We start from the raw sequence: 21,708 nt of genomic DNA, 5'->3' as shown, positions 1-21,708 counted from the left end.
CCTCAGCCACCATATTCCTCGATCAGTGCCCTGACATGGGCCTCAAGAGTGAAGTGCTTGCGGATCAGGCGTTGGGCCGACTCGCCCAATCGCCGTCGCAGGCCCTCGTTGGCGACCAGCTCGGCCAGGGCGGCGGCCCAGGCCACAGGGTCCTCGGGGGCTGCCAGCCGACCGTTGTCGGCGGTGATCAGTTCGGGGATGGCGCCGCTGTCGGCACCGACGACCGCCTTGCCGGCGGCCATGGCTTCGATCACCGTCAGGCCGAAGGCCTCGTTACGCGAGGGCACGCAGACGATGTCGAGGGCCTCGAACAGCCGCGGCAGGTCGCGGCGAAAGCCGGTAAAGGTGACCCTGTCCTGCAACCCGAGCCCGGCCACCCTCGAGCGCAAGTCTTGCACATAGGCCTCGTCGCTGCCCTCGCCGGCCGTCAGGCCGCCGATCAGCACCCCGTGCCAGGGCAGCGCCGGTTGGGCTTCGACCAGTCGTGCCAGGGCATCGATCCAGACCCGCTGCCCCTTGCCCGGGGTGAGTCGTCCCGGCAGCCCGATCGCCACGGCACCGGCCGGGATGCCGAGGGAGGCCCGCAGGGCCTCGCCCTCCTGCGGCGAGAGGCGGGGCGCGTAGGGGGCGGGATCGATGCCCAGGTAGAGCTGGCGGATGCGCTCGGCCGGCAGCGGGAAGGCGGCCAGATTGCGTCGTCGGGTCGCCTCGCTGATGGCGAACAGCCGGGTGACACGGCCATAGGCCCAGCGGTGGTAGGGATCCTTCTTCGGCCGGGTGACGCCCATATGGTCGGTGAAGAAGAGCCGCAGCGCCGGCCGCAGGGTCGCCAGCAGGGCGGCGAGGCGCAGGTCGCTGGACTTGTGGCAGTGCAGCACGCGAATGTCGTGGGCCTTCAGGTAAGCGAGGATCCGTGCCACCGCGAGCAGGGCCCGGCCCCGCGTCGGCACCCGCAGCGTCGAGACGCCGGCTTCCTCCAGGCTCCCGGCGACGCGGGAGCCGGCCAGGGCCAGACCATGGGGCTCCCACCCCTGACGCTTCAGCTCGGGTATAATCCGTGAGGGATACATTTCCAGTCCGCCCCAGCCGTGCGAGAGGCAGATATGCATGACCTTGTGGGACAAGGTTGACTCCTTTCCGGTATCGGGGCTCGGGAGCCCGGATGACGACAATTTCCGCCACTGCAATGGACGAGCAGCACCACTCCCGCCTGCTGGTGGTTCGCAACGACAAGCTCGGTGACTTCATGTTGGCCTGGCCGGCGCTGGCCTGTCTCAAGGCGGCCGACCCGGCACCTCATGTGAGCGTGCTGGTGCCGGCCTACACCGCCCCGATCGCCAGGCTCTGCCCCTGGGTCGACGAGGTGCTCCTCGATCCGGGCGATGATGCCGGAGCCCGTGGCCGACGCGAGCTGCTGGCCAGGCTGCGCCAGGGTCGCTTCGACGCCCTGCTGACGCTCTTCTCCACGCCCCGTATCGGCTGGCTGGGCTGGCGGGCCGGCATACCGTTGCGCCTGGGCCCGGCCACCAAGTGGGCCCAGTTATTCTACAACCGTCGCGTCGCTCAGCGCAGGTCGCGTTCGCAGAAGCCGGAGTACCGCTACAACCTGGAGCTGGCCGAGGCGCTGCTCGGCGAACTCGGCTACACCCTGCCCTCGGCGCCCGAGCCGCCCTTCTGGCGACTGCCGGCGGGCACTCGAGAGGCTCAGCGGGCCCGCATCGTCGACGAGCTCGGCCTCGACGACTCGCGGCCCTGGCTCTTCGTCCATGCCGGCCACGGTGGCTCGGCGGTGAACCTGTCACTCGAACAGTACGCCACCCTGGCCTGCGCCATCGCGCGGCGACTCGATGACACCGTGCGGCCCGCCTGGCTGCTGACCGCCGGGCCCGGCGAGGAAGCCGTCGCCGACGCGCTGTGTGACCGGCTCATCGCCGCGGGACTCTGTGCCGCCCGCCTGCCACCGCGCAGGGGTCTCGATGACTTCGCCCTGAGCCTCGCGGCGGCCGACCTGTTCATCGCCGGCTCCACCGGTCCGCTGCATATCGCGGGTTGCCTGGATCGCCCCACGGCGGGCTTCTATCCGGCACGACGCTCGGCCACCCCGCTGCGCTGGCAGACCTGCAATGCCCCGGCTCACCGCCTGGCCTTCAGCCCACCGGATGGTGCCGGCGAAACCGACATGTCGAGCATCGACCTGACAGCGGCGGCAGAGTGCATTGCCCACCACATCCAGAGCCCCATCGTCAGCGAGTCCTCGTCATGAAGCCCATCACCGGCATCGTCATCACCCTCAACGAACAGCAGCGGATCGCCGCCTGCATCGACTCCCTGCAACGCGTCTGCAGCGAGGTCATCGTCGTCGACTCGCTGAGCCAGGACGACACCGTGCGGATCGCCGAAGACATGGGAGCCCGGGTCCTGTTGCAGGAGTATCTCGGCGACGGTCCCCAGAAGGCCCATGGTGTTCCCCATGCCGTCAACGACTGGATCCTCACCCTGGATGCGGACGAGCGACTGGAGGAAGACGCCGTGGCCGCCATCCAGGCCCTGTCCCTGGAGGATCCCGCCCTGGCCTACCGCTTCAACCGTCGCAACTTCTGCGCCAACCACTGGATCAAGGCCGCCGGTTTCTATCCGGACAAGGTGGTGCGGCTCTACAATCGCACCACCTCGGGCTACCTGCCGAAGAAGGGCCACGCCTCGGTACGCGCACCTAAGGTCGAGGATACCGGCTCACACATCCGTCATTTCACCTATGACGGCCTCTCCCACTGGATACAGCGCATCGACCAGCTCTCCACCCGGGATGCCTGGGCCATGAAGGAGCGGGGGATCCCCCCCTCGGTATGGCGCCCCGCCGTGCATGCCGCGACGGCGACTCTGCGCAAGCTGATCCTCAAGGGCGGCATCCTGCAAGGGGCCGACGGCCTGACGGTGACCATCACCACCGCCTTCCATGCTTACATGAAATACGCCAAGCTCAACGAGCTGTACGAGAACGAAAGGCACCCGGACGATGCATGATGGGGTCAAGCGCGCCCCGAAGCAGCGGTCGGGGACTCCATCCCACTCCTCCTCCTTGATAAGCTGACCAGGAATCCAACCGGGATATCGTCATGCCCATCCCCGCTCACCTCTCCCCCCTGCAACGGCCACGCTGGTGGGCCCTGCTCGTCATCGGGCTGAGTATCGGTCATGCCGCCGTGACCCTTACCCTGCTGCCACGGTGGTGGATGCTGCCGCTCGCCGCCGCCTGGCTCGGGCTGGGCTGGCTGCTGCGCTGGGGGGCGCCGCGCCATTCGCGTCCGCAGGCCCGCGTCTGGCCCTGGTCGCTGCTGCCCATCGCCCTCTGGGGGCTCTATGTCTACCTTGCCGACAGCTTCGGCAACGTCGACCTGGGGGCGGTGTTCTTTCACCTGCAGGCGGGCATGACCGATCACGGCGGAGTCGATCGCAAGCTGACGGCGGTGCTCTACAACCTGTCGATGGTCGCCCTGCTCGTCTCCTTCACCTGGCTGGTCAGGACCGACCACCGCTGGCGGCTATGGGAGCGCCTGCTGGCCCTGGGCCTGCTGGCCAGCAACCCCCTGCTCTACGGCATCACCCAACGCGGGGCCGCCATCGTCACCGACGACGGCGCCTGGCTGGAGCGCCGCTATGTCGCGCCGGCCATCCGCCAGGCACCCGAGGCCCCGCCCAACCTGCTGCTGCTCTATCTGGAGAGCATCGAGCGCACCTACGCCGACCGCGAACGTTTCGGCGACGCCTATGCCGACCTGGAGGCCCTCGGCGAGCAGGGCCGGGTCTTCGAGGCGGTGCGCCAGCTCGACAACACCGGCTGGACCATGGCCGGCATGATCGCCAGCCAGTGCGGCACGCCATTGATGCCCGCCGGCCTGCTTCACGACAGCCAGTTCGAGCCCCTGGGCCAGGTGGTGCCCGGCATCGACTGCCTCGGCGACCTGCTCGCCGACCAGGGCTACCGACTCGCCTACCTGGGAGGGGCGAGCACGGCCTTCGCTGGCAAGGGCGTCTTCTACGAGGACCATGGCTTCGACACCGTCCTCGGCCGCGAGGAGCTGCGCCCGCGGCTGGAGGATCCCGAGTACCTCAACAACTGGGGGCTCTACGACGACTCCCTCTACGACTTCATCCTGGAGGAGATTCGCCGCCTCGACGAGACCGGCGACCCCTGGGGGGTCGTCACCCTGACCCTCGCCGGCCACGCGCCCCACGGCTATCCGGCCCAGAGCTGCATCGATCGCCAGGGCGACTTCGACGGCACCGACATCCTTTTTTCGGTCGAGTGCTCGGCCTGGCTGACCCGGAACCTGGTCGAACGGCTCGAGGCCGAGGGCCTGCTGGACAACACCCTGGTGGTGATCGCCAGCGATCACCTGACCATGCGCGTCTCGGTGTGGGACGACCTGATCCGCAGCGAGCGGGACAACACCTTCATGCTGCTGGGTCCCGAGGTTCCCCTGGGCCGCGTGCGGCGGGAATCCTCCATGGTCGACGTCTTCCCCACCATCCTCGAGGCCATGGGGTTCGAGATCGACGACAACCGTGCCGGCCTGGGGGCTTCGCTGCTCTCCTCTTCTCCGACCCTGCTGGAGCTCTACGACCGGGAGTTCGTCAACGCCCGCCTGCGTGAAGAAACGGCGCTGCAGAAGCACATGTGGGACGGGTTGGTGCCGGAGCGGCCGCCCGAAGCGGAGCCGCCACCGCAGGAACAGATCGTGGAGAACCCGGAGGATGCCACCGGCGAGGAGCCCGCCAAGGTGCAGTGATCGGGCGGGCTCACTCCCGGGCGATAACCGTCTCGGTCGAGCCCAGCACCGCCTTCAGCAGGCACTCCGGCGACAGCTGCACCAGACAGTGGGTATGCCCCAGCGGGCAGGTCCGTTCGAAGCAGGGCGAGCAGGAGAGCCCGAGATAGTGGATCGCGGCGTTGTCGGTCAGCGGTGGCGTATAGCGTGGCGAGGAGGAGCCGTAGATCGCCTGGACACGACTTCCCACCGCCGCCGCCACGTGCATCAGGCCCGAGTCGTTGGTGACCACCTGCCGACAGTCCGCCAGCAGGTCGACGGCGTCCGCCAGCCGGGTGCGGCCGCACAGGTTATGCACATGGGGCTGCCCGGCGCCGATCATCTCGCCGGCCGCCTCGTCCTTGGGCCCGCCCAGCACCCGCACCTCGAAGCCTTCGGCCGTGAGCCAACCGGCCAGCTCACGGAAATAGGCGAGCGGCCACTGCTTGGCCGGGCCATATTCCGCTCCCGGCATCATGCCGATGGCGGGACGCGATGAGAGCCCATGGGCCAGGCGCAAGGCCTCGAGATTGTCGGCATCGACGGCGAGGCGTGGGCGGGGGATGGGGAAGGCTCCCTCTTCGGCCTCCGCCCTGGGCATGCCGAGGGCAACGAAGCGCTTGACCGTCTGATCCAGTACTGCCTTGTCGAGTCGGCGACGGTCGTTGAGCAGGCCATAGCGCTGCTCGCCGGTGAAGCCGGTACGCCATGGAATGCCCGCCAGGAAGGGGACCAGGGCCGACTTCCAGGAACGCGGCAGCACGATGGCCCGATCGAAGCGCCCACGCAGCTGCCGGGCCAGCGCCCGGCGCGCATGCCAGCCGAACTCGCCGTGCCCCGTCGCCAGGCTCACCACCTCGTCGACCTCCGCCATGCGTTCGAGGATCGGCCGCGACCAGGCCGGGGCCACCACACCGATACGGCAACCGGGGTGACGGCCCTTGAGGGTCATCAGCAGGCTCTGGGCCATGACCATGTCGCCCACCCAGGACGGCCCCACCACCAGGATCCGCTCGCCCCTTGCCGGGCACGCGGTACCGGCCTCAGCCATGCAGCCACTCCAGGTACTCGCGTACCCCCTCGGCGACGGTCCGGAACTCACGCTCGTAGCCGGCGGCCCGCAGCCGCGAGATATCGGCCCGGGTATAGCTCTGGTAGCGCCCCTTGAGCTCCTCGGGGAAGTCGATGTACTCGATATCGCCCTTGCCGTGGAAGCCGATCACCGATTCGCCGATCGCCTTGAACGGTTCGGCGCGACCGGTCCCCAGGTTGAAGATGCCCGACACATCCGGGTGGTCGAGGAACCAGAGGTTGACGTCGACCACGTCGCCCACATAGACGAAGTCGCGGCTCTGCATACCCGCCTCATAGCCGTCCCAGGCGCCGAACAGCCGGAGGTTCTCGCCGGTGCTGATCTGGGTGTGATGGTGGTAGGCGACGCTGGCCATCTTGCCCTTGTGCTGCTCCCTCGGTCCGTAGACGTTGAAGTAGCGGAAGCCCACCACCTGGCTATGAAAATCCGCCCAGCGCGCCCGCACGTACTGGTCGAACAGCAGCTTGGAGTAGCCGTAGACGTTGAGCGGCTTCTCGAACTCGGGCTCCTCGCGGAATACCTGGCTGCCGCCGTAGGTGGCCGCCGAGGAGGCGTAGAGGAAGGGAATGCCCTGTCGCTGACAGAAGTCGAGCAGGATCTTCGAGTACTCGAAGTTGTTGTCGAGCATGAAGCGCCCGTCCCACTCGGTGGTGTCGGAGCAGGCCCCTTCATGAAAGATTGCCTCGATGGGTGGCAGGTTGGCGGGCTCACCACGCAGCGACGCCTCGACCCGGGCGCGGAAGTCGTCCTTGTCCAGGTAGTCGCCGAGGGTACAGTCGGCCAGGTTGACGAACTTGGTGCCGTCGCGCAGGTCGTCGACCACCAACACGTCGTCGCGGCCGCGGGCGTTGAGTGCCTTGACCAGATTCGAGCCGATGAAGCCGGCCCCGCCTGTCACTACGATCATGGGATGTCCTCGTTGGGGCGCAGCGGACTGCGCCTATAACCGATCTGCCTGTGATTGTATACTTGACGCCTCGTGAATTCATGGCCAACGGTGCTTTCGCAATGACTCCCTCGCCAAACCCGTCGCAGACGCTCTCGACACCCCCGTCGACCTCGACCCCAGGGTCGACGCCAGACGTCTCGACCTTCCAGGGCCTGATCCTCGCCCTGCAGCAGTACTGGGCCGAACAGGGCTGCGTGATCCTGCAGCCGCTGGACATGGAAGTCGGTGCCGGCACCTTCCATCCGGCCACCTTCCTCCGCTCCATCGGCCCCGAGACCTGGAATGCCGCCTATGTGCAGCCCTCCCGCCGGCCCACGGACGGGCGTTACGGCGAAAACCCCAATCGCCTGCAGCACTACTACCAGTTCCAGGTGGTAATGAAGCCCTCCCCCGGCGAGCTCCAGGAACTCTACCTGGGCTCACTCAAGCGCCTGGGCCTCGACCCGCTGGTGCACGACATCCGCTTCGTCGAGGACAACTGGGAGTCTCCCACCCTCGGCGCCTGGGGGCTGGGCTGGGAGGTCTGGCTCAACGGCATGGAGGTGACCCAGTTCACCTACTTCCAGCAGGCCGGCGGCCTGGAGTGCTATCCGGTCACCGGCGAGCTGACCTATGGCCTCGAGCGCATCGCCATGTACCTGCAGGACGTCGACAGCGTCTACGACCTGGTCTGGGCCATTGCACCGGACGGCAGCCGCGTCAGCTATGGCGACGTCTACCTGCAGAACGAGCGCGAGCAGTCTGCCTACAACTTCGAGTACGCCGACGTGTCGGCCCTGTTCGCCGCCTTCGACCATCAGGAGCGGGAGTGCGCCAAGTTGCTCGAGGCTTCCCTGCCGCTGCCTGCCTACGAGCAGGTGCTAAAGGCCTCGCACACCTTCAACCTGCTGGATGCCCGTCACGCCATCTCGGTCACCGAACGCCAGCGTTACATCCTGCGCGTGCGTACCATGGCCCGTGACGTGGCCCACGCCTATTACGAATCACGCAAGGCCGCCGGCTTCCCGCTCGCCCCCGAGGCCCTGCGCAACGAACTGCTGGCCGAAGCGCCGCTAGCCGAACAGGGAGACGCATGAGCATGGCTGTCAACACCCTACTGGTTGAACTGGGCGTCGAGGAACTGCCGCCGAGCGCCATCGACGGCCTCTCCGACGCCCTGGCCGAGGGCATTCGCCGCGGCCTGTCCGAGGCCGAGGTCGCCTTCGGCGAGGTACTGGCCCATGCCAGCCCGCGGCGCCTGGCAGTCCAGATCCACGAGCTTGCCGACAAGCAGCCGGATCGCGAGGTCGAGCGTCGCGGTCCGGCGCTGGCCGCAGCCTTCAAGGATGGCCAGCCGACCAGGGCCGCCGAGGGCTTTGCCCGCTCCTGCGGCGTCGGCGTCGACCACCTGATCCATCTGGAGACCGACAAGGGCACCTGGCTCGGCTACCGTGAACGGCAACCGGGCGAGGCCACCACCCGCCTGCTGCCTGCCATCGTCGAGAAGGCCGTTGCCACCCTGCCGGTTCCCAAGAACATGCGCTGGGGCACCTCCCGCATCGAGTTCTCCCGGCCCGTACACTGGCTGGTGATGCTCTACGGCAACGCGGTGGTCGACGCCGAGGTCCTGGGGCTGTCCGCCGGCCGCACCACCCGCGGGCACCGCTTCCATGCGCCCGACCCCATCGCGCTCGAACATGCCGATGACTACCTCGCCGCCCTGGAGAGTGCCTGGGTGCTGGCCGACCGGGACAGGCGTCGCGAGCGTATCCGCGAGCAGGTGCTGGCCGAAGCCGAGGTCCAGGATGCGCTGGCGGTGATCGACGAGGAGCTGCTCACCGAGGTCAGCGGCCTGGTCGAATGGCCGGTGGCCCTGACCGGCAGCTTCGACGAGCGCTTCCTCGAGGTGCCGGCGGAGTGCCTGATCTCCTCGATGAAGGCCAACCAGAAGTACTTCCACCTGCTCGACGACCAGGGCCGCCTGAAGCCGTTGTTCATCACCATCTCCAATATCGACAGCCAGGACCCCCGACAGGTCATCGAAGGCAACGAGAAGGTGATCCGGCCGCGCCTGGCCGATGCCGCCTTCTTCTACGACACCGACCGCAGGCAGACCCTGGCCGAGCGCATCGGTGGCCTCTCCCACGTGGTGTTCCAGCAACAACTCGGCACCCTGGCCGACAAGGCGCACCGCTCCGCCGCCGTGGCGGCCTTCATCGCCGGTCGCATCGACGGCGACGTGGCCCATGCCCGCCGTGCCGCTGAGCTCGCCAAATGCGACCTGATCACCGAGATGGTGCTGGAGTTTCCCGAGCTGCAGGGCATCATGGGCCGCTACTATGCCACCCACGATGGTGAGCCCGCCGATGTGGCCCAGGCGCTGGAAGAGCAGTACCTGCCACGCTTCGCCGGCGACGAGATCCCCCGCACCCGTACCGGCCTGGCCCTGGCGCTGGCCGACCGGCTCGATACGCTGACCGGCATCTTCGGCATCGGGGCACGCCCCACCGGCACCAAGGACCCCTTCGCCCTGCGCCGTGCGGCCATCGGCGTGCTCAACATCCTGATCAAGGGTGAGCTGGCCCTCGACCTGCGCGAGCTGCTCGAGCTGGCGGCCGCTCAGCACCAGGAGCTGCCCTACGCCGAGCACCTGGTCGATGAGGTACTCGACTACATGCTCGACCGCTTCCGTGCCTGGGGCCAGGACGAAGGCATCGAGGCCGAGGTCTATCTCGCCGTGCGGGCCCGCCCGGTCACTCGACCTCTCGACTTCGCCCGTCGCCTGCGGGCGGTGCAGGCCTTCGCCAGCCGCGACGAGGCCGCCGCCCTGGCCGCTGCCAACAAGCGGGTCTCCAACATCCTCGCCAAACAGAAACACGATGGCTCGACGCACGTCGATGACACCCTGCTCCAGGAACCCGCCGAGAAGGCTCTCCATGCCGCCCTCGCCAAGCGGCGCGAGGCGGTAATGCCACTGTTCGCCGAAGGGCGCTATCGTGAGGCACTCGATGTCCTGTCGGGCCTTCGCGAGCCGGTCGATGCCTTCTTCGACCGGGTCATGGTCATGGCCGAGGACGAGGCGGTGCGCCGCAATCGACTGGCCCTGCTCGCCGGCCTGCAGGCACTGTTCCTGGAAGTGGCCGATATCGCCCAGCTCCAGCAGTAACCCGCGCCTCATGATTGGGCCGAGGAGGGATCTCGGCCCTTTTTCATGCCCGCCAGGCCTCGATGTTTCACGTGGAACACTTCCCCGCGGAAAACTGCAAACGCCTTCTACCAACACCCCGCTGCCTGAAGGTTCGGACGTATCCTTCAAGCTGCCGGTTAATCGCTCAAGGGCGAAGCTTGGCAGCTGTTGTTCCACGTGAAACACTCTGTCCACCCCTCCCACTGCTGATCCGGCGACATTCCGCTTATGCCCATGACCACTCCCCCCAGACTCGTGATCCTCGACCGAGACGGTGTTATCAATCATGACTCCGACGACTATGTGAAATCTCTCGACGAGTGGGTCCCCTACCCTAGTGCCATCGAGGCGATCGCACGCCTGACCCGGGCAGGCTGGCAGGTCGCGATTGCCACCAACCAGTCGGGTATCGCACGCGGCCTCTACAGCGAGACCACCCTCGCGGCCATGCATGCCGAACTCGAGCGACGGGTTGCCGCCGCGGGGGGGAAGATCGCCCATATTGCCCACTGTCCCCACGGCCCCGATGATGCCTGTGATTGCCGCAAACCCTTGCCGGGTCTGCTGGAACAGATTCGGGACGCCCTGTCCCTCGAGACACTCGCGGGCAGCTGGATGGTCGGCGACAGCCTGCGCGACCTCCAAGCAGGAGAACCTCTGGGGTGCCGCCCGGTGCTGGTCAAGACAGGCAAGGGGGAACGCACCCTGGCCAAGGGCGAAGGCCTGCAGGATGTTCCTGTGTTCGACGACCTGGCCGCCTTCGTCGACTGGCTTCTGGCTGCCCCTCGATAGCGACTGCCCCTTTGGCGGCATGGCCGTCAGCCCAGCCTGTCACAACGACAACCACAGAACGACGAAGCCGGCCAACCGGCCGGCTTCGTCATGCTGGCTGCCGGAAATGTGTTTCACGTGAAACACCCCGGCCCGGGGATCGCTAGACGTCGAGATTGGCCACCAGGGCATTGCGCTCGATGAAGTCGCGCCGCGGCTCCACCTCGTCCCCCATCAGGGTGTTGAACATCATGTCGGCGGCCACCGCATCTTCGATGGAAACCCGCAGCATGCGCCGCGTCTCCGGGTTCATGGTGGTCTCCCACAGCTGGTCGGGGTTCATCTCGCCCAGCCCCTTGTAACGCTGGATGGAAAGCCCACGCTGGGCCTCGGCCATCAACCATTCCAGCGCCTCGTAGAAGGTGGAAACCGGCTTCTGGCGCTCGCCGCGCGCCACGTAGGCCCCCTCTTCCAGCAGGCCGTCCAGGGTCTCGCCGAGATCGGCCATGATGCGGTAATCGGCGCTGGTGAAGAAGTCGATGCCCCACACGTAGTCGGTGGTCACCCCATGAGCCGCCAGGGTGACCGCCGGCAGGTAGAGTCCGCGCTCGCTGTCTTCTTCGAGCCGGAAGGTGTAGCGCGGCCCGCCCTCGTAGGCCACCAGGGCGTCCATCTCCGCCTGGAGGTACTCGATCCAGTTCTGCATGGTCACGCGATCCTTGAGGCTCACCTCGCCCTCCAGGCGGGCCGCATGAACGATCCGGCGCAGCACCTCGTTGGGATAGACCCGGGAAAGGCGTTCGATCCGCTTCATCACGTCGCGGTACTGGTTGACCAGGCTCTCGAGCCCCGCACCACTGATGCCCGGTGCATCCGCATTGACATAGAGGCGACCTCCGTCCAGGGCGGTGGTGGTCAGGTAGTCGATCAGGGCCTGTTCGTCCTTGAGGTAGCTCTCCTGCTTGCCACGCTTGATCTTGTAGAGCGGCGGTTGGGCGATGAAGACATGGCCCCGCTCGATCAGCTGTGACATCTGGCGGAAGAAGAAGGTCAGCAACAGCGTGCGGATGTGAGAGCCGTCGACATCGGCGTCGGTCATGATGATGATCGAGTGGTAACGCAGCTTGTCGGGGTTGAACTCCTCGCGGCCGATGCCGCAGCCGAGTGCGGTGATCAGGGTACCCACCTCCGCCGAGGAGAGCATCTTGTCGAAGCGGGCCTTCTCCACGTTGAGGATCTTGCCCTTGAGCGGCAGAATCGCCTGGGTGCGACGGGCGCGACCCTGCTTGGCACTGCCGCCGGCCGAGTCACCCTCGACCAGGAACAGCTCGGAGAGGCTCGGATCCTTCTCCTGGCAATCGGCCAACTTGCCGGGCAGGCCGGCGATGTCCAGCGCGCCCTTGCGACGCGTCATGTCACGTGCCTTGCGCGCCGCCTCGCGGGCCCTGGCGGCATCGAGCATCTTGTTGACGATCGCCTTGGCCTCGTTGGGCTTCTCGATCAGATACTCGGAGAACAGGCGTCCCATCTCCTGCTCCACCGCGGTCTTGACCTCCGAGGAGACCAGTTTGTCCTTGGTCTGGGAGGAAAACTTGGGATCCGGCACCTTCACCGAAATGATCGCCGTCAGCCCCTCGCGTGCGTCGTCACCGGAGGTATTGATCTTGGATTTCTTGAGTAGCCCTTCCGCCTCGATATAGTGGTTGAGGCTGCGGGTCAGGGCTGCCCGGAAGCCCGCCAGGTGGGTGCCGCCATCCCGCTGGGGAATGTTGTTGGTGTAACAGAAGATGTTCTCCGAGAAGGAGTCGCTCCACTGCATGGCCACCTCGACGACCACGCCATCCTCGCGCTCCGCCTCGAAATGGAACACCGGGTTGAGCACCGTCTTGTTGGTGTTCAGGTGGTCGACGAACGCCTTGAGGCCGCCCTCGTAGTGGAAGAGCTCCTCCTTGCCGCTGCGCTCGTCGACCAGGCGAATGGCCACGCCCGAGTTGAGAAAAGAGAGTTCTCTCAGGCGCTTGGCGAGGATGTCATAGTGAAACTCGATGTTGGCGAAGGTATTCGACGAGGGTCGGAAATGGACCCGGGTACCACTCTTCTCGGTCTTGCCGACCACTGCCAGGGGTGCCTGGGGGACGCCGTGATGATAGATCTGCTCATGGACCTGTCCGGCACGCCAAATGGTCAGCTTCAGCTCCTCGGACAGGGCGTTGACCACCGACACGCCAACACCATGCAGGCCCCCCGAGACCTTGTAGGAATTGTCATCGAACTTGCCCCCGGCATGGAGCACCGTCATGATCACCTCGGCCGCCGACACCCCCTCTCCCTCATGGAGATCGGTAGGCACGCCGCGTCCGTTGTCGCTGACGGTGATCGATTCATCGGGGTGGATGATCACACGGATCTCGCTGCAGTAACCAGCCAGGGCTTCATCGATGGAGTTGTCCACCAGCTCGAACACCATGTGGTGCAGGCCGGTCCCGTCATCGGTATCGCCGATGTACATCCCGGGACGCTTGCGTACGGCATCCAGCCCCTTGAGAACCTTGATGCTCGATGAGTCGTAAGCCTGTTCGCTCATTGACTACTCCGTCATGAAGTCTGTCTGTCCAGTGGCAACACCTGACCTGCCCCTTCACTCGAACGTTTCACGTGAAACATCTCCACCGGGGTCTCGGGTTGCCACAGATCTGCCAGGGCGTCATGATCGACGCTGGTGATGAACACCTGGCAGTGCATTCTCTCCAACCAGTCGCAGAACACTCGACGATGTTCGCTGTCCAGTTCGGCGGGCAGGTCGTCGATCAGGTAAACACAGGTTCGCCCTGTGTTCGCCTCGAGCAATCGCCCCTGTGCCAGTTTCAAGGCACTGACGACCAGCTTCTGCTGTCCCCGCGAGAGCACCTCAACGGCCGGACGTCGGCCCAGCCGAATGCCTAAATCGGCACGCTGCGGGCCCTGCTGGGTGAATCCCATCTGCCGGTCGGTTTCCCTTCCCTGGCGCAGGATGTCGCCGAGATCTCGGCGGCGGTCCCAGCCACGGGAGTAGCGAAGTTGCAGTTCCGGAAGCGGCAGCAAACCTGCCAACGTTTCCTCGAAGACCGGCAGGAAGGCCTCCATCCAGGCGCGACGCAAGCCGTCGAGCCGCTCGCTCCAGTGCACCAGCTCCTGCTCCCAGGCCGGCAGGGAACCATCGTCCATTCTACCATGCCTGAGCAAGGCATTCCGATGTTTCAGTGCCCGCCGTGCCCGCTGCCAGACGTCGAGAAATTCGTGTTTCACGTGAAACACCCCCCAATCGAGAAACTCCCGCCGACCGGCCGGAGGGCCCTCGAGCAGGCGGAAAGCATCGGGGTTGATCAACTGCAACGGCAGGGTCTCGACCAGCCGAGAAATACGCCCGATGCGCTCGCCGGCAAGGCGCATCTCCAGCTCGGGTGAATCACGATGACGCCGCACACCGAAGGGCACGGGAGGATCCCCCGTAAGCCGCCCGTGCAGCGTCAGGACATCGGCGTCATGGGCCATGGCATGGTGGAGCCGACGCGTGCGAAAGGAGCGCCCCATGCCGAGGATATGGATACCCTCCAGCAGACTGGTCTTGCCGCTGCCGTTGGCACCGGTGAGAAGGTTGATCCGCGGCCCGGGACGGAGATCGAGGGCCTGCAGGTTGCGCAGGCCCTGAATGGTAAGGCGATCGAGAGGCATGGGATATGGGGAGGCTAGCCGACGCCGCACGAGGCGGCGCCAGGAGGGTCAGAGGCGCATCGGCATGACGACGTAGAGGGCATCACCCCCCCCCGGCTCTTCCATCAAGGCGCTGCTGTTGGGATCGGCCAGGGTCATCTGCACCCGGTCCTCATCCAGCGCATTCAACACATCGACCAGATAGCCGACATTGAAGCCGATCTCCATGGCCCCACCGTTGTACTCGATGGCCACATTCTCCTCGGCCTCCTCCTGCTCGGGGTTGTTGGCCATCACGCGCAGGTTGCCCTCCTCCAGGTGCAGGCGTACGCCACGATACTTCTCGTTGGAGAGAATGGCAGTCCGCGACAGTACCTGACGCAACTCGGCACGCTCGGCGATGAACACCTTGTCGCCACCGCGGGGCACGACCCGCTCGTAGTCCGGGAACTTGCCATCCACCAGCTTCGAGGTGAAGGTGAAGTCGCCGGTATGGGCCCTCACGTGGCTGGCCCCCAGGGTCAGGCTCACGGGCTCGTCGCCGTCATCCAGCAGGCGTGCCAGTTCGAGGATGCCCTTGCGCGGCACGATCAGCTTCTGGGCGGGCTCGACCTGGATCTCCGTGGGTCGGGAGCAGACCGCCAGGCGGTGGCCGTCGGTCGCCACGGCACGCACCAGGTTCGAGCGCAATTCGAGCAGCATGCCATTGAGATAATAGCGTACGTCCTGCTGTGCCATGGCGAAGGCGGTGGCATCGATCAGGTGCTTGAGGGTGCCCCGCGGCAGGCTGAGTTCGGTGCTGCCCTGGCTATCCTCGATATTGGGAAACTCGGCTACCGGCAGGGTGGAAAGGGTGAAGCGTGAACGCCCGCTACGCAGCACGGCCCGCCCGTCCTCCAGGGAAAGCTGGATCTCGGACTGCTCCGGCAGCGACTTGCAGATGTCCATCAGCTTGCGCGCCGGCACGGTGGCAGCGCCCGGCTCCTCCACGAGACTCGCTGCGGTACGCCCGATGAGCTCGACCTCCAGGTCGGTGCCGGTCAGCGCCACCTGATCCTGGTCGACCTGGATCAGCACGTTGGACAATACCGGCAGGGTCTGGCGGCGCTCCACCACGCCGGCAACCAGCGTCAGCGGGCGCAGCAGAGCTTCTCGAGAGATGGAAAATTTCATGTCGGCTCCACGTCTTGTCCTTAAGGATTCGGCCGGCAGCGGAATAGCCGGGCCGGTCGATCGGCAACGCTGTTCTTGAATGACGATGGCTGGAAGGCAACCTACCTAGCTGGTCAGCAGACGCAGCAGATTCTTGTAATCCTCGCGGATATCGGCGTTCTCTTCCTGCAGAGCCTGCACCTTGCGACAAGCGTGCAACACCGTGGTGTGATCGCGACCGCCGAAGGCATCGCCTATCTCCGGCAGGCTGTGATTGGTCAGCTCCTTGGCCAACGCCATGGCCACCTGCCGGGGCCTGGCCACCGAACGCGAGCGACGCTTCGACAGCAGGTCGGAGAGCTTGATCTTGTAGTACTCGGCCACGGTGCGCTGGATGTTGTCGACCCCCACCTGCTTGTCCTGCAGAGCCAGCAGGTCCTTGAGCGACTCGCGAATGAAATCCTGGGTGATCGGTTTGCCCATGAAGTGGGAGTCGGCGATCACCTTCTTCAGCGCCCCCTCCAGCTCGCGGACATTCGAACGGATCTTCTGGGCAATGAAGAAGGCGGCGTCGTGAGGCAACTCGACCTTGGCCTGATCGGCCTTCTTCATCAGGATCGCCACCCGAGTCTCGAGCTCGGGCGGCTCGATGGCTACCGTCAGCCCCCAACCAAAGCGTGACTTCAATCTCTCCTCTACCCCATTGATTTCCTTGGGGTAACGATCAGATGTGAGGATCATCTGCTGACCGCCCTCGAGCAGCGCATTGAAGGTATGAAAGAACTCTTCCTGGGAACGCTCCTTGCCGGCGAAGAACTGGATGTCATCGATCAACAGGGCATCCACGCTCCGATAGAAACGCTTGAAGTCGTTGATGGCATTGAGCTGCAGCGCCTTGACCATGTCGGCCACGAAACGTTCGGAATGCAGGTAGACCACGCGGGCATTCTCGCGACGCCCGGCCAGCGCGTTGCCCACCGCATGCATCAGGTGGGTCTTGCCGAGACCCACGCCACCATAGAGGAACAGCGGGTTGTAGGCCCCCCCGGGGTTCTCCGACACCTGCCGCGAGGCGGCTCTCGCCAGTTGGTTGGACTTGCCCTCGACGAAGGTCTCGAAGGTAAAGTTGGGGTTGAGCCCGCTGTTGTGCTTGAGGCTCCCCTCGACCTGGACCTGGCGCTCGCCGGGCCGGCGATTGGCCCTCCCCTCCTCGCGCAGCGCCTCGATCTCGCGCTCGTCACCCACCTCGGCGCGCGGCGGCACCTGAACCGCAGGCGCCGTCGGTTGTCGGGGACTGGCCGAGACCGGGTTGCCGAGCTCACGCGGCTGGGGAGCGGTCGCCGTGCGACGACTGCCCACCGACAGCACCACCTTGGGGGGCTTGGCGGGCGACAGCTCCCGCATCAATTCACTGATACGCTTGGCATACTTGTCACTGACCCAATCCCGGACGAAGCGGTTGGGCGCCAGCAGACAAAGTTCGTTGGACTCCCCCTCCTCCGCCTGCAACGGGCGAATCCAGGTATTGAACTGCTGGGAATTCAGTTCGTCCTGCAGGTAGTCCAGACACTGTTGCCAGAGAGCGAGCGACACGCGACCTCACCATTCATCGAAAAAACGATCGCCATTGTATCGTCCAGGGTCCAGGTTATCCACACGATCCCTCCCCTTGCGGTCTGCTGTGGACAACCCTTCGCCACCCGTGGGGACAACCCGGCGATGCCCACGGGACGACTCGGCGCGGTGGGAAAGACCCCTGCGGTAGTCCACCGCTGGCGAACAGGTCGTCCGCCGGTCATACGTCACTTTCCCACAGCCTTTACTACACCATAACGCATTGATTATATGTGGCTATAAAAAGATATCCACAGAAAATATCCCCAGTATTAATAACAACATCATCTAAAAATACCTAATAGTAATGGTTGTTTGGCCCATGCGGCGCGCCACTATCGCACACGGAAAAATTGCACCGGAGCGCCGAAATCACTACAATTTCCGGTCTTGAGCCGAACCCCCCCGGGTTCCGACACGGGATCCGGACGCCTCGAAATTGCCGAATCTTCCTGAAAACCACGTGGGAATAACGAGTTATGAAACGCACCTTTCAACCGAGCGTTCTCAAGCGCAAGCGTGTGCACGGCTTCCGTGCCCGCATGGCCACCAAGAATGGCCGTGCCGTTCTGGCGCGTCGCCGTGCCAAGGGTCGCAAGCGCCTGAGCGCCTGAACGCGGACCGCACGTGTCCCGTCAGGACTTTCCCCGGCGTCTGCGTCTGCTGACGGCCGGGGACTATCGGCGTGTCTTCGATACGGCTGCATACAAGGTCCATGGCAAGGGGCTGCTGGCACTGGCCACTCCCAACGACCTGGGACATCCCCGCCTCGGCCTGGTCTTCAGCAAGAAGAACGTCCGACGAGCCGTCGACCGCAACCGCCTCAAGCGACTCGCTCGCGAGTCGATCCGGCTGCAGCAACAGCGCCTGCCCTCCGTGGACATCGTGATTCTGGCCAGGCGGGGCGTTCACGAGCTCGACAACGATAGCCTGCATCGCCAGCTTCACGGCATGTGGAAGCGTCTGACGCGAGACGTGCAGAAGTCGAAGAGCGACGACTGATGGGCCCAGGGCATGCTGCCACCTGCGCCGCCGGGCATCGGCCACCGCGGAGATCGGCCAGTCACGGAGTCTGCATGAGAGCCAATGCCTCTTGTCGGCCGATCATCGATACCGCCATGCCGAGCGCCGGGAGTCCGCGTGCGGCGCCTAGCCTGCCTTCGGCAGGCTTTCGTGTATATCGAGCGTGCGACCCGCACTGCGCCATCGGAATGTTCACCACCCATCGGGCAGAACCCTAATGGACGTAAAACGACTCCTCTTGCTGATTCCTCTGGCGGTCCTCGCCTACCTGATCGTCGTACAGTGGAACCAGGATTACGGTCAGGTAGCCCCTGAACCGGAAGCCCCCGCCATCACGACCGGTGCCCCCGGCGAGGAAGCCGCTGCACCGGAAGGAGGCGACGACCTCGCGGTGCCGACAACGCCTCGAGCCGAAAGCGACATCGGCCAGGAGATGCCGGGCGAGCCGGACGCGCCCCTCCGCAGCCGCGAACTGGTGGCCGTGATCACCGACGTCCTCGATGTGCGCATCGACCCCCAGGGCGGTGACATCGTCTATGCCGCCCTGCCGCAGCATCGCTTCACGCTGGATTCCGACCGCCCCTATGTGCTGCTTTCCGACAGCGAAAGCCGAAGTTACGTGGCCCGGTCGGGGCTCCAACTCGATGGCCACGCCGGGCGCATCACCTTCTCTGCCGAGCGCACCGACTATCGCCTGTCCGAGAACGACAACCGCCTCGAGGTGGACCTGACCGCCGAGGTCAACGGCGTCGACGTCATCAAGCGCTTCACCTTCGAGCGTGGCAGCTATGCAGTGGACGTGAACTACTACCTGGCCAACCACACCGAGGAGCCGGTCACCGCGCGCTTCATCGGCCAACTGGCCCGGGACAACAGCCCCGACCCCTCCAGCGGCCCGGCCCTCGGCATGAGGAGCTACCTGGGCGCCGCCTACTCGTCGCCGGACAATCGTTACGAGAAGGTCGACTTCGACGATATCCAGGCCGGCAAGTTTCCGAACCGTGACGTCGAGGGCGGCTGGGTGGCCATCATCCAGCACTACTTCGTCTCCGCCTGGGCACCCGCCCAGAATCAGCGAAACCTCTACTACGCGACCACCGATTCGCAGAACCGCAACGTGGCGGCCTTCGCCGGCCCGGTCAGCAGCGTGGCCGCGGATGGCGAGGCACGGCTCGGCGCGACCCTCTACGTCGGCCCCAAGGTGCAGGACTACATGGAGGCCGTGGCCCCCAACCTGCGCCTGACCGTCGACTTCGGCTGGCTATGGTTCATCGCCAACCCGCTGTTCTGGCTGCTCGACCAGATTCACAGCCTGATCGGCAACTGGGGCTGGTCCATCGTCTTGCTCACCGTCCTGGTCAAGCTGGCCATGTGGCCACTCTCCGCCAAGGCCTACAAGTCCATGGCGCGCATGCGCAAGCTGGGCCCGGAGATGCAACGCCTCAAGGAGCAGTACGGCGACGACCGCCAGAAGATGTCCCAGGAGATGATGAAGTTCTACCAGAAGGAGAAGATCAATCCTCTGGGTGGCTGCCTGCCGATCCTGGTGCAGATGCCGGTGTTCATCGCCCTCTACTGGATGCTGCTGGAATCCGTCGAGCTGCGCCACGCGCCCTTCATGTTCTGGATCCAGGACCTGTCGGTGAAGGATCCGTTCTTCATCCTGCCGATCCTGATGGGCGCCTCGATGTTCGTGCAGCAGCTGCTCAATCCGACACCGCCGGACCCCATGCAGGCGAAGATCATGAAGATGCTGCCGGTCGTCTTCACCTTCTTCTTCCTGTGGTTCCCGGCTGGCCTGGTTATCTACTGGGTGGTCAACAACGTCATCTCGATCGCCCAGCAGTACGTGATCACGCGCAAGATCGAGAGCGACCCCAGTATCGGCAAGGGCATGAAGACCAAGTAGGATCGGCCTCTCCCGCGCCTCCAGACCCCCGCCCCGGCGGGGGTCTGGCGTCTGGGACACCCGGCACGGACAATGACCCACGACGCGATGAGGAGAAGACGATGCCCGCGCCCCTTTACCTCCAGGACACCATTGCGGCACTCGCCACCCCGCCGGGACGTGGCGGCGTCGGCATCATTCGCGTCTCAGGGCCCGCCTGCGTGGCGATCGCCGAGGCGGTGGTGGGGCACTGCCCTCCCCCGCGCCGCGCCCACTACGGCCCCTTCCGGGGCGATCACGCGGTGATCGACGAGGGCATCGCCCTCTACTTCGCCGGCCCCCACTCCTTCACCGGCGAGGACGTCCTGGAGCTTCAGGGCCATGGCGGCCCGGTGCTCATGGACCTGCTGCTCGAGCGCTGCGTGCAGCTTGGCGCCCGCCCGGCGCGCCCCGGGGAGTTCTCCGAACGCGCCTTCCTCAACGACAAGCTCGACCTGGCCCAGGCCGAGGCCATCGCCGACCTGATCGACGCCAGCTCGCGCACCGCCGCCGAGAATGCCCTGCGCTCGCTGCAGGGGGAGTTCTCGCGTCGGGTCGAGGCCCTGGTGGCCCGCCTGATCGAGCTGCGCATGTACGTGGAGGCGGCCATCGACTTCCCCGAGGAGGAGATCGACTTTCTCGCCGATGGCAAGGTGGCGACGATGCTCGCCGGGGTGCAGGCCGAACTCGCCGGGGTACGCGCCGCCGCCGGCCAGGGAGCGCTGATGCGCGAAGGCATGAATGTGGTGATCGCCGGCCGCCCCAACGCCGGCAAGTCGAGCCTGCTCAATGCGCTGACCGAGCAGGAGACCGCCATCGTCACCGAGATCGAGGGCACCACCCGCGACGTGCTGCGCGAGCATATCCATATCGATGGCATGCCCCTGCACGTGATCGATACCGCCGGGCTGCGCGACACCCCCGATGCGGTGGAGAAGATCGGCGTGGCCCGGGCCTGGCGCGAGATCGAGAAGGCCGACCGGGTGCTGTTGCTGGTCGACGCCGCCACCTCCGACGCCACCGATCCCATGGCCATCTGGCCCGAGTTCGTCGCCCGCCTGGCCGATGCCTCACGCCTGACCCTGGTGCGCAACAAGATCGATGCCAGCCACGAGACCCCGGGCATCGACTTGTCCACAGCCACCCCGGTGATCCGGCTCTCGGCGAAGACCGGCGAGGGTGTGGATAACCTGAAGGAGCATCTCAAGGCGGTGATGGGCTATGCGACCACCACCGAGGGACGTTTCTCGGCACGCCGACGCCACCTGGACGCCCTCGACAGGGCGAAGCGAGCGCTCACCAACGGTGAGGAGCAGCTGGTCGGCTACGGGGCCGGGGAGCTGCTCGCCGAGGACCTGCGCGACGCCCAGCAGGCGTTGGGCGAGATCACCGGCGAGTTCAGCGCCGATGACCTGCTCGGCGAGATCTTCGGCAGCTTCTGCATCGGAAAATAACGGCGCTTATCTCCCCCCCACCCGACGGCTGCTCGGCGAGGTCTTCGGCGGTCGGGAGGCC

At 65.7% G+C, this 21,708-nt stretch carries 17 protein-coding genes; 10 read left to right on the top strand and 7 right to left on the bottom strand.

Features of this window, described 5'->3' with window-relative positions:
* Window positions 1-2: 2 nt before the first annotated feature.
* Window positions 3-1,124, bottom strand: coding sequence for a glycosyltransferase family 4 protein (locus AC5W54_RS01005; RefSeq protein WP_495960203.1), 1,122 nt, complete (start codon window positions 1,122-1,124; stop codon window positions 3-5).
* Between the two features lie 38 nt (window positions 1,125-1,162).
* On the opposite strand from AC5W54_RS01005, the gene AC5W54_RS01000 reads away from it, so the two are divergent.
* From AC5W54_RS01000 to AC5W54_RS00990, 3 genes are all read left to right on the top strand, one after another.
* Complete coding sequence (locus AC5W54_RS01000; RefSeq protein ID WP_495960202.1) at window positions 1,163-2,263, top strand: glycosyltransferase family 9 protein; 1,101 nt, start codon at window positions 1,163-1,165, stop codon at window positions 2,261-2,263.
* Window positions 2,260-3,024, top strand: a complete 765-nt coding sequence (locus AC5W54_RS00995; protein ID WP_495960201.1) for a glycosyltransferase family 2 protein — start codon at window positions 2,260-2,262, stop codon at window positions 3,022-3,024. The genes AC5W54_RS01000 and AC5W54_RS00995 overlap by 4 nt, the downstream gene beginning before the upstream one ends.
* Window positions 3,025-3,116: 92 nt before the next feature.
* Window positions 3,117-4,790: a sulfatase-like hydrolase/transferase gene (locus AC5W54_RS00990; RefSeq protein WP_495960200.1), complete on the top strand. Its 1,674-nt coding sequence runs from the start codon at window positions 3,117-3,119 to the stop codon at window positions 4,788-4,790.
* 10 nt (window positions 4,791-4,800) lie between these two features.
* Here AC5W54_RS00990 and waaF read toward each other — a convergent pair whose 3' ends face one another.
* Together waaF and rfaD are read right to left on the bottom strand one after the other, a co-directional pair.
* Window positions 4,801-5,859: a lipopolysaccharide heptosyltransferase II gene (gene waaF, locus AC5W54_RS00985; RefSeq protein WP_495960199.1), complete on the bottom strand. Its 1,059-nt coding sequence runs from the start codon at window positions 5,857-5,859 to the stop codon at window positions 4,801-4,803.
* Window positions 5,852-6,808 carry an ADP-glyceromanno-heptose 6-epimerase gene (rfaD, locus tag AC5W54_RS00980; protein WP_495960198.1) on the bottom strand — a complete coding sequence of 319 codons (957 nt, stop codon included), beginning with the start codon at window positions 6,806-6,808 and terminating at the stop codon, window positions 5,852-5,854. The genes waaF and rfaD overlap by 8 nt, the downstream gene beginning before the upstream one ends.
* Window positions 6,809-6,909: 101 nt before the next feature.
* Between rfaD and glyQ the strand changes: the two genes are divergently transcribed.
* The 3 genes from glyQ to gmhB all read left to right on the top strand — a co-directional run bounded on the left by glyQ (window position 6,910) and on the right by gmhB (window position 10,808).
* Window positions 6,910-7,926: a glycine--tRNA ligase subunit alpha gene (glyQ, locus tag AC5W54_RS00975; protein ID WP_495960197.1), complete on the top strand. Its 1,017-nt coding sequence runs from the start codon at window positions 6,910-6,912 to the stop codon at window positions 7,924-7,926.
* A 2-nt stretch (window positions 7,927-7,928) separates the two neighbouring features.
* Window positions 7,929-9,995 carry a glycine--tRNA ligase subunit beta gene (gene glyS, locus AC5W54_RS00970; RefSeq protein ID WP_495960196.1) on the top strand — a complete coding sequence of 689 codons (2,067 nt, stop codon included), beginning with the start codon at window positions 7,929-7,931 and terminating at the stop codon, window positions 9,993-9,995.
* A 255-nt stretch (window positions 9,996-10,250) separates the two neighbouring features.
* Window positions 10,251-10,808 (top strand): D-glycero-beta-D-manno-heptose 1,7-bisphosphate 7-phosphatase, encoded by a 558-nt coding sequence (gmhB, locus tag AC5W54_RS00965; protein ID WP_495960195.1) that lies wholly within the window; start codon window positions 10,251-10,253, stop codon window positions 10,806-10,808.
* Between the two features lie 142 nt (window positions 10,809-10,950).
* On the opposite strand, the gene gyrB is transcribed toward gmhB, so the two are convergent.
* The 4 genes from gyrB to dnaA form a co-directional block, all read right to left on the bottom strand.
* Window positions 10,951-13,371, bottom strand: a complete 2,421-nt coding sequence (gene gyrB / locus AC5W54_RS00960) for a DNA topoisomerase (ATP-hydrolyzing) subunit B (RefSeq protein ID WP_495960194.1) — start codon at window positions 13,369-13,371, stop codon at window positions 10,951-10,953.
* 11 nt (window positions 13,372-13,382) lie between these two features.
* The gene (gene recF / locus AC5W54_RS00955) at window positions 13,383-14,498 is read right to left on the bottom strand and encodes a DNA replication/repair protein RecF (RefSeq protein WP_495960193.1); all 1,116 of its coding nucleotides are present in this window, start codon (window positions 14,496-14,498) and stop codon (window positions 13,383-13,385) included.
* A 48-nt stretch (window positions 14,499-14,546) separates the two neighbouring features.
* Window positions 14,547-15,650, bottom strand: coding sequence for a DNA polymerase III subunit beta (gene dnaN, locus AC5W54_RS00950; protein ID WP_495960192.1), 1,104 nt, complete (start codon window positions 15,648-15,650; stop codon window positions 14,547-14,549).
* Between the two features lie 105 nt (window positions 15,651-15,755).
* Entirely contained in the window at window positions 15,756-17,222 is a 1,467-nt protein-coding gene (gene dnaA / locus AC5W54_RS00945) for a chromosomal replication initiator protein DnaA (protein ID WP_495960191.1), read from the bottom strand.
* Between the two features lie 500 nt (window positions 17,223-17,722).
* Between dnaA and rpmH the strand changes: the two genes are divergently transcribed.
* The 4 genes from rpmH to mnmE all read left to right on the top strand — a co-directional run bounded on the left by rpmH (window position 17,723) and on the right by mnmE (window position 21,647).
* On the top strand, window positions 17,723-17,857 hold the full coding sequence (rpmH, locus tag AC5W54_RS00940; RefSeq protein WP_010626003.1) for a 50S ribosomal protein L34: 135 nt from the start codon (window positions 17,723-17,725) through the stop codon (window positions 17,855-17,857).
* A gap of 13 nt (window positions 17,858-17,870) precedes the next feature.
* Window positions 17,871-18,245 (top strand): ribonuclease P protein component, encoded by a 375-nt coding sequence (gene rnpA, locus AC5W54_RS00935; protein WP_495960190.1) that lies wholly within the window; start codon window positions 17,871-17,873, stop codon window positions 18,243-18,245.
* Between the two features lie 238 nt (window positions 18,246-18,483).
* Window positions 18,484-20,175, top strand: coding sequence for a membrane protein insertase YidC (gene yidC, locus AC5W54_RS00930; protein WP_495960189.1), 1,692 nt, complete (start codon window positions 18,484-18,486; stop codon window positions 20,173-20,175).
* A 101-nt stretch (window positions 20,176-20,276) separates the two neighbouring features.
* A complete protein-coding gene (mnmE, locus tag AC5W54_RS00925) occupies window positions 20,277-21,647 on the top strand; it encodes a tRNA uridine-5-carboxymethylaminomethyl(34) synthesis GTPase MnmE (protein WP_495960188.1) in 1,371 nt (456 codons plus the stop codon).
* Window positions 21,648-21,708 lie beyond the last annotated feature (61 nt).

This window comes from Halomonas sp. LMYGS-3 (assembly GCF_059509875.1).
Note: the sequence above shows the minus strand (reverse complement) of the source record. Positions and strands in the feature narration are given on the sequence as shown.

Coding starts and splice junctions, on each gene's coding strand:
- dnaN (WP_495960192.1), bottom strand. CDS start 15,650: ATGAAATTTTCCATCTCTCGAGAAGCTCTGCTGCGCCCGCTGACGCTG.
- gyrB (WP_495960194.1), bottom strand. CDS start 13,371: ATGAGCGAACAGGCTTACGACTCATCGAGCATCAAGGTTCTCAAGGGG.
- glyQ (WP_495960197.1), top strand. CDS start 6,910: ATGACTCCCTCGCCAAACCCGTCGCAGACGCTCTCGACACCCCCGTCG.
- AC5W54_RS01000 (WP_495960202.1), top strand. CDS start 1,163: ATGACGACAATTTCCGCCACTGCAATGGACGAGCAGCACCACTCCCGC.
- yidC (WP_495960189.1), top strand. CDS start 18,484: ATGGACGTAAAACGACTCCTCTTGCTGATTCCTCTGGCGGTCCTCGCC.
- AC5W54_RS00990 (WP_495960200.1), top strand. CDS start 3,117: ATGCCCATCCCCGCTCACCTCTCCCCCCTGCAACGGCCACGCTGGTGG.
- rpmH (WP_010626003.1), top strand. CDS start 17,723: ATGAAACGCACCTTTCAACCGAGCGTTCTCAAGCGCAAGCGTGTGCAC.
- waaF (WP_495960199.1), bottom strand. CDS start 5,859: ATGGCTGAGGCCGGTACCGCGTGCCCGGCAAGGGGCGAGCGGATCCTG.
- gmhB (WP_495960195.1), top strand. CDS start 10,251: ATGACCACTCCCCCCAGACTCGTGATCCTCGACCGAGACGGTGTTATC.
- rfaD (WP_495960198.1), bottom strand. CDS start 6,808: ATGATCGTAGTGACAGGCGGGGCCGGCTTCATCGGCTCGAATCTGGTC.
- recF (WP_495960193.1), bottom strand. CDS start 14,498: ATGCCTCTCGATCGCCTTACCATTCAGGGCCTGCGCAACCTGCAGGCC.
- AC5W54_RS00995 (WP_495960201.1), top strand. CDS start 2,260: ATGAAGCCCATCACCGGCATCGTCATCACCCTCAACGAACAGCAGCGG.
- glyS (WP_495960196.1), top strand. CDS start 7,929: ATGGCTGTCAACACCCTACTGGTTGAACTGGGCGTCGAGGAACTGCCG.
- mnmE (WP_495960188.1), top strand. CDS start 20,277: ATGCCCGCGCCCCTTTACCTCCAGGACACCATTGCGGCACTCGCCACC.